The following is a 15,527-nucleotide window of genomic DNA, read 5'->3' as shown; positions in this document are numbered from 1 at the left end:
TCCGTATCGGTTGACAAAACCGGTAAAAAGGGTCATCTCTCTCCGGCACTGTGGCCTGATGGCGTCACAAGGTGTTGTGACACGCTGGTGTCATGAAAAGGGCGAGGTTGCCCGCTGCCGAGAATCCTTGACATGGAAAATTCAACCGAGTCCGCGCCTCTTGCCTCTTCCGCCGATCCGGACGATCTCTGGACCAGTGCAGACTCTCTCAACCTTTACAATGTGCAAGGTTGGGGAATCGGCTTTTTTGGCGCGAACGAACAGGGTCATCTGACCGTGGCCCCCCTGCTGACACGGGGGCCGACCCTTGATTTGATGGAGCTGGTTGAAAACATTCAGGGCCGAGGTATCTCCCTGCCCGTCCTGATCCGTTTTTCAGATATTTTGCGCGTGCGCATCGAGACCCTCCACACCTGTTTCCGCATGGCTCGGGAAGAGTATGAATACGCCGGGCAATATCTGGGCGTATACCCGATCAAGGTCAACCAGCAGCGGCAGGTCGTGGAAGAGCTTGTCCAGTTTGGCCACAGTGTCGACATGGGCCTGGAGGCTGGCTCGCGCCCGGAATTGCAAATCGTCCTGGCCATGCTCGACAATCCTGACGCCCTGATCATCTGCAACGGCTACAAGGATGAGGAGTTCATCCGCTTGGCTCTCATGGGCCAGCAGATGGGTCGCCATATCCATGTCGTGGTGGAAAAACCGCAGGAACTGACCAAGCTTCTTCAGATCGCTGACGAATTAGGCATTCGCCCCAACATTGGCCTGCGCGTCAAACTGGAGGCCAGTGGCTCCGGCAAGTGGGAGTCTTCCGGGGGGTTGTTCTCCAAATTTGGCCTGACCGCCATGGAAATTCTGGACGCCGTCGAAGCCATTCAATCCCGGGGCATGCTGGATTGTGTTCGTCTGCTGCACTTTCACATCGGATCCCAGATCACCAATATTCGTAAATTCAAGAATGGCCTTCGGGAGGCGGCGCGTTTCTACGCTGAATTGCGCCACCTTGGCTGTGACGTTCAGTATGTCGATATCGGTGGTGGTTTGGGGGTCGATTACGACGGATCACAGACCACGGAGGACTCTTCGGTCAACTACTCCATTCAAGAGTATGCCAACGATGTTGTCGCCTACCTCCTGGAGGTGTGTGACAACGAGGATCTGCCCCATCCGAACATCATTTCGGAAAGTGGTCGCGCCTTGACCGCCCATCACGCCATGCTGGTCGTCAATGTTCTGGAGGTGGCCCGTTCGGTTCCCTTCGACCGGCCAGTCACCCAGAACCCGCAGGATGCCCCGGAAATTCAGGAACTTGTTGAGATGTTGCACGACCTGAATGAAAAGAATGCCCTGGAAGTCTGGCACGACACTTTGCAGCTCAAGGATGATTTTCAGAAAATGTTTGCCCTCGGCGCCCTCGATCTGGTGCAAAGGTCGAAGGGGGAGCGTCTGATCCGTCAGATCGCTTTTCGCATCGAGGAGATGGCCCAGAGAATGGACAACCCCCCACCGGAACTCCTCTCCACCATGGAGTACCTGATCGACAAATACTATTGCAACTTTTCCATTTTTCAGTCGTTGCCGGATCATTGGGCCATCGACCAGCTTTTTCCGGTTCTTCCCATCCATCGCCTGAACGAGCGGCCCACCCGCCTGGGCACGCTCCAGGATATCACTTGCGATTCCGACGGCAGCATGGATCGTTTCATCCATCGCGAAGGTGGGGCCAAAAACTCCCTGGAGTTACACCCCCTGCGCCAAGGGGAGCCTTACCTGCTGGGGGCATTTCTGACCGGCGCCTACCAGGAGATTCTGGGAGATCTGCACAATCTTTTCGGTGATACCAACGTGGTCCATGTCTCCGTTGCAGAAACGGCCAAGGGGTGGGAGTTTCGGCAGATTCTTGCCGGCGAACTGGTCCGTGATGTCTTGCGCTATGTCTCCTATGATCCGGAGGAGCTTGTCCGCCGCGTCAGCCGCCTGACCCGCAAGGCCGTCAGTGAGGGGCGCGCCAATCCGGACCAGGCCCGTGCCTTCGTTCGCGCCTACGCGGCGGCCTTGAACGACTACACCTATCTGGAAACAAGTTGACCCCATGAGCCGCGCAACCATGGATTGATGGACTGGAACGTTGATCCTCGGCGACGTGTCTGTTATGTTCATGCCCAGCGGTGGGGGTTGAGTGTCTGTGGGGGAGGGGTCGTGATCTCCCCCGACATGGGTGGTCGTCGGGGCGCGCATCTGGGGAGTGATCATGCAGACCATGAACTTTGAACACGCTCTGGGTCGTCTCGAAGCTTTGGTGCAGCGTCTGGAGCTGGGCGATCTCTCCCTCGATGAGGGGGTGGCTGCCTTTGAAGAAGGGGTCAAGCTTGCCCAGGCCTGTCAGGAACGTCTGGATGCAGCGGAAAAAAGGATTGAAACCTTGACTGTTCCCCTGCAAACCACTTTCCAGAGGGACGGCTGAGCCCGTGGATCTGCAATCCTATCTCGGTCGAATGAAGGCCAAGGTGGATGCGGCCCTGGAGAGCTATCTGCCTTCGGAGAACCGCCTGCCGCAGCGTCTGCATGCGGCCATGCGCTACAGCCTCATGGCTGGGGGAAAGCGGTTGCGTCCCGTTCTGGCTCTGGCTGCGGCGGAGGCGGTGGGAGGCGAGATGGATTCGGTCATGCCCTTCGCCTGCGCCATGGAGTGCATTCATACCTACTCCCTCATCCATGACGATCTCCCCGCCATGGATAACGATGACATGCGCCGGGGTTGGCCGACATGCCATAAAAAATTTGACGAGGCCACCGCCATCCTGGCCGGCGATGCCCTTCTCACCTTTGCCTTTGAATTGTTGGCGCAGCACCCCGTTCCCGGTCAGTCAGCCGAAGTGCAGTTGGATGTCATGGCCCAGTTGGCCAAGGCGGCTGGCATGGCCGGTATGGTCGGCGGCCAGATGCTCGACATGGAAGCGGAAAACCGCCTTATCGACCACGTTGAACTGCAAAACATTCACATCCATAAAACGGGCGCCCTGATTCGAATGGCCTGTGTGGGGGGAGCCCGCCTTGCCGGGGGCGATACCGAGCAGATCAAACATTTGAAACGGTATGGGGAGGCCGTCGGATTGGCATTCCAGATTACCGACGACATCCTGGATGAAATCGGCGACAGCAAGCTTATGGGCAAAAACACCGGATCGGATCGCAATAAATCCAAGGCGACCTATCCGTTTCTCATCGGTCTGGGTCAGGCTCGCATGGAAGCGCAACTCTTGGTGGACGAGGCCCTGAAAAGCCTGGAGTCCTTCCAGGATGCCGCCCATCCCCTGCGGGATCTGGCTCGTTTTACTATCTCCAGAACCAATTGATTCCGCTTTGGATATGACATCTCTCCTGGAAAAGATCGACGAACCATCCCAGCTTCGCAAACTCGCCGAGGCCGAGCTGCCTCTGTTGGCCAGTGAGGTGCGGGAGTTGACCATCGACACAGTGTCCCGGACCGGGGGTCACCTGGGGGCCAGCCTGGGCGTGGTGGAGTTGACCATCGCTCTGCACTACATTTTCAACACCCCGGAAGACCGTTTGATATGGGATGTGGGTCACCAATCCTATCCGCACAAAATCCTGACCGGTCGCCGTGACCGCATGGGCACCCTCCGCCAACGGCATGGTTTGTCCGGATTTACCAAACGTGTGGAAAGCCCCTATGACCCGTTTGGCGCCGGACACTCCTCCACGTCGATCTCGGCGGCTTTGGGCATGGCGATTGCCTCGCGGCAGAAAGGGGAGAAACGCAAATGTATCGCCGTCATCGGCGATGGGGCCATGACGGCTGGCATGAGCTTCGAGGCCCTGAACGATGCAGGGCAGCACCGGGGTTTGGGTCTTGTGGTGGTTCTCAATGACAACGAGATGTCCATCTCCCCCAATGTCGGCGCCATGTCGGCTTATTTGAGCCGCATCCTGAGCGGACGGATCTATACCACCATCAAGGATGGCACCGGGCGTGTCCTGAAAAAAATTTCCGAACCGCTCCTGGGCGCTGCCCGGCGCGCCGAAGAACACATGAAAGGCATGATCACGCCAGGGACGTTGTTCGAGGAGTTGGGGTTTACCTACTTCGGCCCCATCGATGGACACGACTTTACCCAGTTGTTGCCCACGTTGCGCAATATACAACGCCTCTCCGGCCCCATTTTGTTGCATGTCGTCACCCGCAAGGGGAAGGGATTCCCACCGGCGGAGGCCAGCCCCTGCACCTATCATGGCGTCCAGCCGTTTGACCGCACGACAGGGAGGTTGCCGTCCAATGGGGTCATTCCCTCCTTTACCCAGGTCTTTGCCGAAACTCTGGTCTCCCTGGCCGAAAAGGATCGGCGCATCGTCGCCATAACGGCGGCCATGCCGGAGGGGACAGGCCTGAACCTGTTCCAGGAGCGTTTTCCGGAGCGCTTTTTCGATGTCGGTATTGCCGAGCAGCATGCCGTCACTTTTGCCGCCGGTTTGGCCTGTGAAGGTCTCTTGCCGGTCGTGGCCATCTACTCGACCTTCTTGCAGCGTGCCTATGACCAGATCATCCACGATGTGGTGTTGCAAAAACTGCCCATGGTTTTTGCGGTCGATCGAGGCGGCATTGTGGGTGAAGATGGGGCGACGCATGCCGGGGCTTTTGATCTGACTTTTCTGCGTGCCATCCCGGACATGGTGTTGATGGCCCCGGCTGACGAAAATGAACTGCGTCATATGCTCGCCACGGCCCTGACCCTCGGCAAGCCGGTTGCCCTGAGGTATCCCCGGGGCGCCGCCATGGGTCTGGATCCCGCTCTGCCCACGCCCCTTCCCGTTGGTGTGGGGCGGCGTCTGCGCGAGGGCAAGGGTATTGCGTTGGTTGCCGTCGGTTCCATGGTGCATGCTGCCCTGATGGCCGCCGATATCCTCAAACGGGAGGGTATCCAGCCTGCCGTCTACGATGCCCGTTTCGTCAAACCTTTGGACATGGCTCTGCTGCGTGAGGCCGCCGGCCACGGCGCCATGATGGTTTTGGAGGAGAACTCCATATGTGGCGGCTTTGGCGCCGCCGTGCTGGAGTTTCTTGCCTCCGATGGTTTTCTCGACGCGGGGCTACAGGTGCGTACCCTGGGCATACCCGATACCTTCATTCCGCAGGGCACCCGCAAGGAGTTGCGGGCCGAACTTCTCCTGGACGGAGAGGGCGTTGCCCGGCAGGTTCGGGACATGTTCCAATTCCGTCAGGCGGCGCCGAAACCCAAAATGTGGGTCAACCAGCGCCGCTGATTCCCGTTGACCCTGACGAGCCTGTCGACAGGGGCCGTGCGGCTCATGTGGGGGTGAGTTGCCGGATGATGACGAGCAGACCGGCGGCTGCCGCAAGCAACAGGACTGCGGTGCGGGTTCGGCCCCGGTCAAGCCAGTGGGCCAAAGGGGCCGACAGGAAGACACCCAACAGAGCAAAGGGCAACAGCGACAGACCCACGCTGAGTTCTTTGCTGCCGAATCTGTGGATGGCGTGCAGGACGGAGAGTGAGGTCAGTGTGCTGACGATGAAGGAGAACGCCAGGGTTCCACGCAGTTGAGGTCCGGGAAGCTCCTGAAGGGCGATGGCCAGGGGAGGTCCACCCATCGTTGTGGTGATGGACATGAAACCAGCCAGGAGGCCAGCCGGAACAAGGGTCAGGGGGTGGATGCGCACCCGCCATCCGGCAAAGGAGATCCCGGCGGTCACCAGGACGGCGCCGCCAAAAAAAAGGTCTGTCTCCCGCAGGGAGAGCAGAACCAGGGCCTGAGACCCCAAACCAAGGCCAGGAAAAAGCCCGACCAGGATCCAGAGGAGCCCCTGGGGGCGTCCCATCGTCTTGTGATCGCGGGCAAGGGTGGCCAGCGTGACGCCGAGGCTGACCACGATGATGGGGCCGGGAACCAACTCCGGCAACACCAGCATGGCCACGGGCGCCGACACCAGGGCATGACCGAATCCGACGGACCCCTGCACGATGGCGCCAACCAGAATGACGACGGCCATCAAGACCAGGGCCGGCCCCCATAAGGTTTCCATTCAGGGGTGTGTCATGGCAGGGCCGCAACCAAAATGTATTGAAAGACGAAAAGATCCCGAAACTCAAAGTCGCTCAATCCGGTGATGCGCAAGCGGGCGTTGGTAAACTCTGCCGGATAGGAGGTGGGTTGCCGTTCGTAATATTGTTGATTCAGATTTTCATAAACGTCAGTCAGACGAAAACCGGCAGCCGTCAACATGTTGACCATTTCGCGAATGGTAAAAAAACGCAGATGGGTGCGATCCAGGATGCCGCTGTCGGCGTAGGTCCAGTGGCCCTCGACGAGATGGTGGAGCATGCCGAAGTAACGCACGTTGGGAATGCTGGTGACAATGACCCCATGTGGGGCCAGATAGGGCCGCAACCGCACGAGGAGTCCACCGGGGTTGACCAGATGTTCCAGGACATCGGCGAAAATGATGGTGTCAAACTCCCCTGGCGCAAAATCCAGCGGGATGGAGGCCGCATCACCGGTGTATACGGCATCCAGATGCCTGGTTGCCAGCTGTGCCGCTTCCGGGTTCAGTTCAATCCCCGTGACGCGGCTGACGCCGCGCTCCTTGAGTTTTTTCCCCAGCAGACCGGCGCCACAGCCGACATCCAGGACGCTTTTCGCCCACTCGGGGACGCGCTGAATGACCTCTGGACGATCCCCGAGAAAATACTCCCCGACCGCCGCGTCTGTTCCCGATATTTCCGACATGACATTCCCTTTTTGTAACTGTTCAGAGACCCCATCTCAAGCCACTATCGGAATGGGCAAAGCGTAACCATTCAGTACCCGGCAACGAATCGGGGTCCAGGAGGCTGGCTCCCTGGCAGGGCCTAAGACGGTGTCCTGGTGGGGTTCGGGGCGAAGCCCTGACAAAGGCTTTCATGTCCAAGCTTTTCTTGCAAGGGTGGTGAATAGTTACGTTTTGGATGAGGTTCCAGGATCGGCAGGGCAGGCAGGGTTGCATGGCCCAGAGCGACATGTTTTTCCTGAGTGGCCTGTTCACGGATCTGGCGCCAATGCGCGGCATCCTGACGCAGGGTGATCAGCCGCTGTTGCATCGCCTCCCGGGCTGCCGGATCCGGGGTGGCGGCCAGGCGCGATTTGATGACATCGGCTTCAGAGTGCAATGCCCGCAGGTGGTGCAGGGCGCTCAACTCGGCGGTTGTGACGGCATCAAGGGAGGCGCAAAAGCCCCCGACCCGCTGAGCGGAATGGGCATCGATGATCGGAATGGCCTTGAGTGTGTTCTTGGCTGGCATGTCAAAACGTATCCAAAACTTTCTGGTCGATCTGAATGTCATTTTGTCGGCGCAGCTCGGCCAGGAAACCATCCCAAATTTCACTGCCCAGCTCGCTGCGCATGGCGTCCGACGATTTTTTATAGGGCGGGTCGTCGGCGTTGGCGGTGGGGTGGCGTATGCCGGTCAGGCGGATCAAGGTCAAGTTTTTGCCGTCATGCACGATGGTGGGGAAGAGAGGATCTTGCATGGAGAGCTGAAAAGCGGCTCTGCGAATGCTGCTGGCCGGTGCGGTTTGACTGGGCCCACCATAGGTGAACGGGGCAGAGCTGCCCGCATGGATGCCAGGGCGGAAATTTTCGGCCCCATCCCAGGATTTTTCCCCTTTGCGGATGGCCTGGAGAAGGTTTTCCATGGTTTTGCGGGCCTCCTGACCGGCCTGCTCGGCACGCAGCGCCTTTTCAACCTGTACCTTGGCCTCGTCCAGTTTCATGGCCTGAGGTTCCCGCCGGTCCAATATCTTGAGAACCAAAAAGGTGTTGTCGCTCACCTCGATGGGAGGTGACTGCCCCCCCTTGGCAAGGGCAAAGGCGGACTCCTGGAATTTGGGCTGTTTTTCGACTCCCTGCAAACGAGGATCATCGTGTTGGAAAAGATCGGTCTCGTGGTAACCGAGGCGGAGATCCTTCGCCAGGGTTTGCAGATCGACTTCAGGTGTCAGTTGGTCTTCCAAGGTGACGGAGCGGGCATAGATGGCATCCTGAATTTTTTCTTCGATGATCTGGCTGCGGATCTCGGCAGTGACGCTCTGCAAGGAACGAACGACGGCAGGTTGGATGTGATCAACCTGGATCAGATGATAACCGAAATCGGTCTTGACGGGATCCGAGAGCCCTTTTTCAGCCAGCGAAAAGGCTGCCTTTTCAAAGACAGGATCGGTCATGCCATGTTTCAGGAGGCCCAGATCTCCACCCTGGGATGCTGAAGGATCATCGGAGAGTTGGCGGGCTACATCGGCAAAGGAGTCGCCGCCCTGGATACGGGCCTTGGCCTGGCGGATCTTTTCCAGAGCCTGGGCGCTCTCCCTGGCATCGGCGGAGGCCTTGGCCAGAATATGGCGGACCTGACGGGACTCTTCCGTCTGATAGTCGGCCAGGTGTTCCTGATAGTAGGTTTCGATCTCCGGGTCGCTGACCTGGATATCCGCCCGGACACTCCCGGCATCCAGGGTCACATAGGCGACCTTGACTTGCAGAGGGGTCATGAAACGGGTCTGATGCATGGCGTGGTAGGCTTGCAAAAGTTCCGGTGTGACCTTGATTTCTGCCTCAAGGTTGCGCGGATCAAGGGTCAGCGTGTGAATGGTCCGTTCCTCATGCTCCATCTGGAACAAATCTTTTTGCAGCAATTTGGGCAGGTGAGGGATCTGACTCAGGGTTTTTTCGAGTTGGGAAAGGGTCAAATCCACGGCCAGGTTGGCCTCATACTGGGATGGGCTGAGATGCTCCCGGTGCAGAATGGCACGATACCGCTCTTCGTCGAATTGACCATCGGAGAGAAACGCCGGGTTGGCGGCGATGAGGCCCCGCAGCCGGTCGGATGAGACGGAGAGACGGAGTTGCCGGGCCATATCCTGGACCAGGGTACGATGGATCATGCGCACCAGAACCTGCTGTTTCATGCCCAGGAGTTCAGCTGTCTTTTTGTCCAGCTTGCCGTTGGAGCTTTGCCGCAGATTGTTGAGAAACGACTCGTAGGCCTGCTGGAACTCCCTTTGGGAGATTGAATACCCCGCCACCTTGGCGACCGGAGTTTCCGAGTCACGCTGCGCATAGTCGCCAATGCCCCAGATGCCGAAGGAGATGGCAAGGAAGACCAGAAGAACTTTGATGATGATGCTGTTGGCGCTACGACGCAAGACGTTCAACATGTGTTCCGGCTCCCTCAAGGGCAATATGACGATGCGGCACCCCGCAATCTAATCCGGTCCCGTGAGCATTTCAACCCGCGTCTTGCGTTGACTGACAAACCGGCTTTGGGTAGCTTGCTCACGGTTGATGGGTTTTGGCTGGTGGCAACCGGCGCCGGCGGATGGAATGGGACGCAGAGGGGTCGGCACGAATCCTGTATGCAAATCATACGTGGTGTGCAAAATTTTCCAGAGACGTTTCGCGGCGCAGTTGTCACCATTGGCAACTTCGATGGCGTTCATTTGGGGCATCAGGCGGTGTTCCAGACATTGCGGGCGTTGGCGGGACAGCACGGCGCCAAGGCAGTGGCCATCTCGTTCGAGCCTCATCCCAAGCGCCTGCTGTTGCCGATCTCCGCTCCCGCACGCATCACCGGGCTGCGTGGCAAAGTGCGCTGGATGGGCCGGCATGGTGTGGATGGCTTGTTTTTGATTCGCTTCACGCGGGATGTTGCCGCCCTCGGGCCTGATCGTTTCGTCGATCGGTTTTTGGTGGGGGCCTTGCAGGTGCGGGAGGTTCTCGTGGGGTTTAATTTCCGATTTGGCGCCGGGGGGAAGGGGACGTATCCCCTGCTTCAGGAGTTGGGCGCCCGCCACGGGTTTGGCGTGCATCGGCAGGAGGCCTGCCAGCTGGAGGGGAAGACCATCTCCTCCACCCGGGTCAGGGAGTGTGTCCAGGCTGGTGATTTTGCCATGGCGGAGCGTTTGCTGGGGCGCCCGTTTGAGGTGGAAGGGCGTGTTGTCCACGGGCGCAGCCGGGGACGTGGACTTGGTTTTCCCACCGCCAATTTTCGTCTGGAAGGATTGTTGCATCCTCCGCCGGGGGTTTATGTGGTGGAGGTGCTTGTGGATGAGGTGTGGCTGCCTGCGGTCGCCAATCTGGGTGACAATCCCACCTTTGGCGGCGAAGGACTCCGCCTGGAGGTTCACCTGCTCGTTACGTGCGGCGACATCTACCGGCGTGTTTTGAGAATCTGTTTTCGCAAACGTTTGCGGGATGAAATTCATTTTCCCGATGCCGGGGCCCTGCAGGCCCGAATCGTTCGGGATGTCGCCGAAGCCCGTGCCTGGTTTGCCGCAGATCCGCATCCCATGCCGAAAGACCGGGGGCATGAGGAGGAAGATTTGACATCAACCGGTCGGGGTATCCAGAAACAATGACCCAATTCGGCATTTTTGTAGCGCTTCTGGTTTTGGCCGCAGACCAGTTGACCAAATGGATGGCATCCCTCACCCTGGTCGATGGAGGTGTGGTCATTCTCCCCGGCTTCATCGACCTGGTGATCGTCCACAACATCGGGGCGGCGTTTGGGCTGTTTGCCGGGTGGTCGGCGCCCTGGCGACTGGGCATCCTGGCCGGAGTGGCTGTGTTGGCGATCGGTTTGATGCTGCATTTGATCAGGTTGTCGACGCGATATTGGTCTGCCGGCGCTTTGGCGCTGGTTCTGGGAGGCGCCGTGGGTAACCTGGTGGACCGTCTGCGTTGGGGATGGGTGGTGGACTTTATTCACCTTCATTGGCATGATCTCTCCTGGCCGGTGTTCAATGTGGCGGATAGCGCCATCACCCTGGGGATCGGTATGTTGCTCTGGGAACATTTTTTCCATGCGGGAGACGGGGAATCATGAGGCCAATGGTCTGTTTTGCATGCCTGGTTATGACCTTGATGTTGACGGGCTGCTCCGGAAAATTTCGTTTGCCGTGGGAGAGCGATACCCCGGATGTCAGCCGCATTGCGACAAGAGAACCCCTTGAAATTCCGCCAGATCTGGATCTCCTGCCGCCCTTGCCGGGCTCGGGTGGAACGGGATCCACAACCACTCGGAGCGATCATGGGGAGGGATCCCGCCCTGTTGCCGGCGCCGTCGGTACGGCGGCTGTTTCCGGTGCTCCAGATGCGACCCAGACGGCTGGGAGTATTTTGTTCGGAACTGGCTCTGCCAGAAAATCGGAGCCGGTGTCGCGGGATCAGAAGGAAAAATTGCCGGGCTGGATCAAGTGACACGAGGAGTATGCTGCAATGAGTTCCTGGTCCATAGCCCGTTCAGGTGGAAAGGAGCGGTGGTCCGCCCGCATCGGGCTGCGCGTCGTTCTGGGATTGTTGGCGTTCCTCGGAACGGTGACTCTCCAGGCTGCTGAGCTCGACTATCGGGACTTTACCCTTGAGAATGGCTTGCAGGTCGTCCTGCTGCGCGAAAAACGCGCCCCGGTGGTGGTGGTCCAGGTTTGGTATCGCGTCGGGTCGATGGATGAGGTGGCTGGCCAAACAGGCCTGGCCCACATGCTGGAACATATGATGTTTCAGGGCACCAAAAGTTTGGCGCCGGAGGAGTTTTCCCGCATCGTCGCCCGCAACGGCGGCACCGACAACGCCTCTACGTCCCAAGATTACACCAACTATTATATCAAATTGGGCGCTGACCAATTGGATCTGGCGTTGCGGATGGAAGCGGACCGCATGCGTAATCTGGTGTTGCGGGAGGCAAAGTTTAAATCCGAAAACAAGGTCGTCCGCGAGGAGAGGCGCATGCGCAGCGAGGCGACGCCTGCGGCGCGCATGGGAGAACGGTTTCTCGCGACAGCCTACCAGGCGCATCCGTATGGACGCCCGGTGATTGGGTGGATGGAGGATATCAGTCGGCTTTCGGTCGCGGATCTGGATGCATTCTATCGGAGGTATTATGCACCGAACAATGCCACCCTGGTGATCGGCGGAGATTTGGAATTTTCCGAAGCGGAACAAAAAGTCCGTCACTATTTTTCCCCTTTGCCCAGCGACCCGCATCTCAAACGGCAGCGGGTGGCTCCGGAACCGTATCCTGCCACTTCGCGCCGTCTGGATTTTTTGGATGCAGAGGCCAAGGTTCCCTTGTGGATGGCGGGCTTTCTGTCGCCAACCATGACTGATGGGGCCGCCGGGAACGACCCTTTTGCCCTGGAGTTGGCTGGAGCCATCCTTGGTCGTGGACTCTCCAGTCGCCTGTATCGGCGTCTGGTGACGGAGGATAAACTGGCCGTCTCCGTCACTGTTGACTACGCCAGTCTCAGCCGGGATCCGGTTTTTCTCACCTTCCACATTCTGCTTGCCAAAGGAGCTTTTCCGGCCCGGGTCGAGGAGGCTGTCCGGGAGGAGGTTACTCGTTTGGGACGGGAACCGGTCCCGGAACGTGAGCTTGCCAAGATGCAAAATTTTTTGATCGCCGAACATGTTTATGAACGCGACTCCGTGCAGTCATTGACCTGGGATGTGGGGCGAGCCATCACCAGCGGCGTGGATTGGCGCCAGTTTGTGATCCATTTTCCTGAACGGATGCGCGCAGTGACGGCGGCGGATGTGCAGCGAGTCGCCGCACGTTACCTCTCTTCCGAGCGATGGGTCGTTGGCGTCTTGATGCCCTTTCCCACACCAAAACCCCGGAAGGTCTCTGAATGATACGGACCCTTGGTACGGTTTTAACCGGATTGTTGCTGGCGCTTGCCCTTGGGAACCAGCCTCTGCTGGCTGATGGAACCGGTTTGCGCGCCCAGGAGTTCGTGGCTTCCCGGGGTGAACGTGTGTTGCTGGTGGAAAGCCATGCCAACCCGATGGTGGAGGTCAGGGTTTTGTTCCGGGCTGGCAGTGCCTACGATCCAGCCGGCAAGGAGGGGTTGGCCGATGTCACGGCGTGGCTGTTCAACGAGGGGGCCGGGGAGAAAAGTGCGGAGGCCTTTCATGAACACCTTGATTATTATGGCATCCGGTTGTTCGCCGAGGTGACCCGGGATAGTTTTGAAATCAGCTTGACCACTTTGTCTTCCTATCTTGAGGAGGCTTTTGCTGCATTGGGTCAGGCCTTGTTGCAGCCTCGCTTCGATGCCGATGCCCTGGCCCGGGCGGTCGCCGACAAAATGGCGGAGTTGGCCAGGGAGAAAGAGAGGGCGCCCACTCAGGCCGGGCGCCTGCTCTACGAACTGATCTATGCCGGACACCCTTATGCCCACCCGATCCACGGCTCCTTGGAGAGTCTCCAACATATCTCTCTGGCGGACGTCCAAAAGTTTCGGGAGGAGGGATTTCGCGGGCCAGGGATGGTCATGGCTGTGGCGGGTGATGTGGATCAGACGCGGTTGCGCGTCTTGACGGAGCAACACTTTTCCAGTGTGCATGATCAACCGTCCCCCTGGCCACCGCTTGAGACAGCAGTGGCGGTCCCCCAAGGATCGGCGCGCCACCTCGACATGGACGTGCCTCAGACCGCGATCCGCCTGGGAAGGGTGGGGATCAATCGTCATGATCCGGATTACTATGCGTTGACGGTTTTGGATCAGATTTTGGGTGGGGGATCAAGCAGTCGTCTTTTCAAACAGATACGTGATGATAAAGGTTTGGCTTACGGTGTGTATTCGGCTTTTTCACCGTTGGAGGCGCTGGGCCCGTTGTTCATCTCCCTCGACACTAAAAATGCCTCGGCACAAGAGGCGTTGGATCTGGTTCGCCAAGTGATCATGCGTTTGGCCAATGAGGGGGTCGAGCAACAGGAATTGTCGGATGCTGTTCGTTACCTGACCGGATCATTCCCTTTACGACTGGATGGACTGGACAAGTTGGCCGCCACATGGGCAGCCATCGGGTTTTATCAACGCGGACCGGATTATCTGGAGAAGTGGCCGGAACGCATCCGTTCGGTGACCCAGGAGGATGTGGCCAGGGTAGCCGGGAGACTCCTGGATGTGGGGCGTTTCTTCACGGTGACGGTGGGGAAAAGAGATGTACCCCCGAAGCAGACGGAATCCGGGAAATATTGAATTTTTTGTAACTATTCATCACCCTCTCAGGCTTTTTTTCTTTTTCAACGCCATCAATTTCGTCAACTCGGATGGCTGCCGGTTGCCTGCCACGTTTTCAGGTTGGCGATCCTTCTCCTGACGAAGGCTGGCGAGAAAAGCCTGTTGGATATGGCTGACCATGATGTTCAGGCGATCTTCCTGGACTCTGTCCGGTTGGTCCAGCTGTATCCCCACCTTTATGGTTTGGGTTGAAGAGGGGATGTTGGGTTGGCGTGGAGCCGGTTCATGGTTGCGTATGTAACCAGCCAGGCTCAATGTCGCCACATGGGGGATTTCCAAAGAAACCATCAATTTGGTTCCTGCTGGCAGGGTTTCGACCGGACCGGGCAGGAGACATGCGATGCCACCCACGCTGACATCCCATAATTTTGCAGTGATGGTCTTTTTGTCGGGCATGTGGAGGGCCAAGATAGCCGGGTGGGTCGGGATGACGCGGACCCGGTAGTGGCGTCTTTGGCGAAAAGAGCCAAACTCCTCCGGGCGGGTAAAGCGCAAGAGAGAGTCTGTATTGTTTTGACATGTTCCCAAAAAGCGGATCTTACCCTCGATGGTCTGCATCCGGTTGAAGAAGCGCATCGTCACAGGGATATCAGGGTGTTTGCGGATCTGAACGTTGCCGATGGGCGGCTCCACGGGTTCCAGAAAAATGCTTTTTTTCAGATCTTCGGGCTGGAGGATGGGGTCTGCCTGGCTGATTGGCGAGGGAAGATGATCAGACGTTTCATGTCCGGTTGAAACCACTTCCGTCGTAGCGGGAGGTGACGCCATGCGTGTAAAGTAGATGCGTACCTGCTCACCGACTTGCAGTTCAACTTTTTCCTGTTGTAAGAGACAATGACTGAGGAGCGTCTCGATGCGTTGGGTCTCCTTGATGACTTCGTCGTATGGGTGGGCCTTGCTGCCTTGGGGCTCCGATGCTGACATGGCGACTCACTTTCTGATGGTGGATCTGGCTCAGGTCCAAGCTTTTCTTGCAAAGGCGCTGAACAGTTACAAAAGTTGCTCATTTTTTTGCAAGCAGATCCATCAGATGTGCAAAAGGGGTGTGTGTGGCAGATGCGACGGTTTCATGGACAGGGGCAGCCTGGCCTCCACTGGCCAGGTGATCGTGATAGCGGGCATGCTCGTTGTCGTGGCAGTAGACACATAAATTTTCCCAATTGCTGCCGTTGGGTGGGTTGTTGTCATGATTGTGATCTTTGTGATGAACCGTCAATTCATGGAGGTTTTCACGGGTGAAATGGCGGCCACAGCGGGCACAGACCCAAGGATGGATTCTCAGGGAGTGGTCCCGGTAACCGGCTTCGCGAGCCTGACGTGACTGACGTGCTTCAGATACGATGGCATCCCCTTTTTCTGGGCGATTTTGGCCTTGCCTGGGCCGAAGCGTGCCAAAAGATTTGGTTTTGATCATGGTGGATGTTGTCCTGGTGGAA

Annotated in this window: 15 protein-coding genes; 9 read left to right on the top strand and 6 right to left on the bottom strand. The window is 58.1% G+C overall.

Annotated features, from left to right (window positions below; translation table 11 throughout):
* Nucleotides 1-132 precede the first annotated feature (132 nt).
* From speA to dxs, 4 genes are all read left to right on the top strand, one after another.
* Nucleotides 133-2,088 carry a biosynthetic arginine decarboxylase gene (speA, locus tag HQL63_04295; protein MBF0176053.1) on the top strand — a complete coding sequence of 652 codons (1,956 nt, stop codon included), beginning with the start codon at nucleotides 133-135 and terminating at the stop codon, nucleotides 2,086-2,088.
* A 163-nt stretch (nucleotides 2,089-2,251) separates the two neighbouring features.
* Entirely contained in the window at nucleotides 2,252-2,464 is a 213-nt protein-coding gene (xseB, locus tag HQL63_04290; protein ID MBF0176052.1) for an exodeoxyribonuclease VII small subunit, read from the top strand.
* A gap of 4 nt (nucleotides 2,465-2,468) precedes the next feature.
* On the top strand, nucleotides 2,469-3,356 hold the full coding sequence (locus HQL63_04285) for a polyprenyl synthetase family protein (protein ID MBF0176051.1): 888 nt from the start codon (nucleotides 2,469-2,471) through the stop codon (nucleotides 3,354-3,356).
* 13 nt (nucleotides 3,357-3,369) lie between these two features.
* Nucleotides 3,370-5,283 (top strand): 1-deoxy-D-xylulose-5-phosphate synthase, encoded by a 1,914-nt coding sequence (gene dxs / locus HQL63_04280; protein ID MBF0176050.1) that lies wholly within the window; start codon nucleotides 3,370-3,372, stop codon nucleotides 5,281-5,283.
* A gap of 43 nt (nucleotides 5,284-5,326) precedes the next feature.
* Here the strand turns inward: dxs and HQL63_04275 are convergent, their stop codons facing one another.
* The 4 genes from HQL63_04275 to HQL63_04260 form a co-directional block, all read right to left on the bottom strand.
* Nucleotides 5,327-6,061 (bottom strand): sulfite exporter TauE/SafE family protein, encoded by a 735-nt coding sequence (locus tag HQL63_04275; protein ID MBF0176049.1) that lies wholly within the window; start codon nucleotides 6,059-6,061, stop codon nucleotides 5,327-5,329.
* An 11-nt stretch (nucleotides 6,062-6,072) separates the two neighbouring features.
* Nucleotides 6,073-6,765: a class I SAM-dependent methyltransferase gene (locus tag HQL63_04270; protein MBF0176048.1), complete on the bottom strand. Its 693-nt coding sequence runs from the start codon at nucleotides 6,763-6,765 to the stop codon at nucleotides 6,073-6,075.
* A gap of 122 nt (nucleotides 6,766-6,887) precedes the next feature.
* Nucleotides 6,888-7,316 carry a hypothetical protein gene (locus tag HQL63_04265; protein MBF0176047.1) on the bottom strand — a complete coding sequence of 143 codons (429 nt, stop codon included), beginning with the start codon at nucleotides 7,314-7,316 and terminating at the stop codon, nucleotides 6,888-6,890.
* Nucleotide 7,317: 1 nt separating this feature from the next.
* A complete protein-coding gene (locus HQL63_04260; GenBank protein MBF0176046.1) occupies nucleotides 7,318-9,225 on the bottom strand; it encodes a SurA N-terminal domain-containing protein in 1,908 nt (635 codons plus the stop codon).
* A 198-nt stretch (nucleotides 9,226-9,423) separates the two neighbouring features.
* Here HQL63_04260 and HQL63_04255 point away from each other — a divergent pair, with 198 nt between their 5' ends.
* From HQL63_04255 to HQL63_04235, 5 genes are read left to right on the top strand one after another with little or no spacing between them, the layout of a single operon-like run.
* Entirely contained in the window at nucleotides 9,424-10,425 is a 1,002-nt protein-coding gene (locus HQL63_04255; protein ID MBF0176045.1) for a bifunctional riboflavin kinase/FAD synthetase, read from the top strand.
* The gene (lspA, locus tag HQL63_04250) at nucleotides 10,422-10,892 is read left to right on the top strand and encodes a signal peptidase II (GenBank protein MBF0176044.1); all 471 of its coding nucleotides are present in this window, start codon (nucleotides 10,422-10,424) and stop codon (nucleotides 10,890-10,892) included. The genes HQL63_04255 and lspA overlap by 4 nt, the downstream gene beginning before the upstream one ends.
* Nucleotides 10,889-11,266 (top strand): DUF3035 domain-containing protein, encoded by a 378-nt coding sequence (locus tag HQL63_04245; GenBank protein ID MBF0176043.1) that lies wholly within the window; start codon nucleotides 10,889-10,891, stop codon nucleotides 11,264-11,266. Before lspA ends, HQL63_04245 begins: the two co-directional genes overlap by 4 nt.
* A gap of 18 nt (nucleotides 11,267-11,284) precedes the next feature.
* Nucleotides 11,285-12,697 (top strand): insulinase family protein, encoded by a 1,413-nt coding sequence (locus tag HQL63_04240; GenBank protein ID MBF0176042.1) that lies wholly within the window; start codon nucleotides 11,285-11,287, stop codon nucleotides 12,695-12,697.
* Nucleotides 12,694-14,049 carry an insulinase family protein gene (locus HQL63_04235; protein ID MBF0176041.1) on the top strand — a complete coding sequence of 452 codons (1,356 nt, stop codon included), beginning with the start codon at nucleotides 12,694-12,696 and terminating at the stop codon, nucleotides 14,047-14,049. Before HQL63_04240 ends, HQL63_04235 begins: the two co-directional genes overlap by 4 nt.
* 18 nt (nucleotides 14,050-14,067) lie before the next feature.
* Here the strand turns inward: HQL63_04235 and HQL63_04230 are convergent, their stop codons facing one another.
* Together HQL63_04230 and HQL63_04225 are read right to left on the bottom strand one after the other, a co-directional pair.
* On the bottom strand, nucleotides 14,068-15,015 hold the full coding sequence (locus tag HQL63_04230; GenBank protein MBF0176040.1) for a PilZ domain-containing protein: 948 nt from the start codon (nucleotides 15,013-15,015) through the stop codon (nucleotides 14,068-14,070).
* 79 nt (nucleotides 15,016-15,094) lie between these two features.
* Complete coding sequence (locus HQL63_04225; GenBank protein ID MBF0176039.1) at nucleotides 15,095-15,505, bottom strand: HNH nuclease family protein; 411 nt, start codon at nucleotides 15,503-15,505, stop codon at nucleotides 15,095-15,097.
* Nucleotides 15,506-15,527 lie beyond the last annotated feature (22 nt).

The sequence above is a fragment of the Magnetococcales bacterium genome (genome assembly GCA_015231175.1).
Taxonomy (GTDB): Bacteria; Pseudomonadota; Magnetococcia; order Magnetococcales; family DC0425bin3; genus HA3dbin3.
Note: the sequence above shows the minus strand (reverse complement) of the source record. Positions and strands in the feature narration are given on the sequence as shown.

Bases quoted from the DNA above. Each gene is read 5' to 3' on its own strand.
- dxs (MBF0176050.1), top strand. From the start codon at position 3,370: ATGACATCTCTCCTGGAAAAGATCGACGAACCATCCCAGCTTCGCAAA.
- HQL63_04260 (MBF0176046.1), bottom strand. From the start codon at position 9,225: ATGTTGAACGTCTTGCGTCGTAGCGCCAACAGCATCATCATCAAAGTT.
- HQL63_04240 (MBF0176042.1), top strand. From the start codon at position 11,285: ATGAGTTCCTGGTCCATAGCCCGTTCAGGTGGAAAGGAGCGGTGGTCC.
- HQL63_04255 (MBF0176045.1), top strand. From the start codon at position 9,424: ATGCAAATCATACGTGGTGTGCAAAATTTTCCAGAGACGTTTCGCGGC.
- HQL63_04245 (MBF0176043.1), top strand. From the start codon at position 10,889: ATGAGGCCAATGGTCTGTTTTGCATGCCTGGTTATGACCTTGATGTTG.
- HQL63_04275 (MBF0176049.1), bottom strand. From the start codon at position 6,061: ATGGAAACCTTATGGGGGCCGGCCCTGGTCTTGATGGCCGTCGTCATT.
- HQL63_04270 (MBF0176048.1), bottom strand. From the start codon at position 6,765: ATGTCGGAAATATCGGGAACAGACGCGGCGGTCGGGGAGTATTTTCTC.
- HQL63_04230 (MBF0176040.1), bottom strand. From the start codon at position 15,015: ATGTCAGCATCGGAGCCCCAAGGCAGCAAGGCCCACCCATACGACGAA.
- speA (MBF0176053.1), top strand. From the start codon at position 133: ATGGAAAATTCAACCGAGTCCGCGCCTCTTGCCTCTTCCGCCGATCCG.
- xseB (MBF0176052.1), top strand. From the start codon at position 2,252: ATGCAGACCATGAACTTTGAACACGCTCTGGGTCGTCTCGAAGCTTTG.
- lspA (MBF0176044.1), top strand. From the start codon at position 10,422: ATGACCCAATTCGGCATTTTTGTAGCGCTTCTGGTTTTGGCCGCAGAC.
- HQL63_04265 (MBF0176047.1), bottom strand. From the start codon at position 7,316: ATGCCAGCCAAGAACACACTCAAGGCCATTCCGATCATCGATGCCCAT.
- HQL63_04225 (MBF0176039.1), bottom strand. From the start codon at position 15,505: ATGATCAAAACCAAATCTTTTGGCACGCTTCGGCCCAGGCAAGGCCAA.
- HQL63_04235 (MBF0176041.1), top strand. From the start codon at position 12,694: ATGATACGGACCCTTGGTACGGTTTTAACCGGATTGTTGCTGGCGCTT.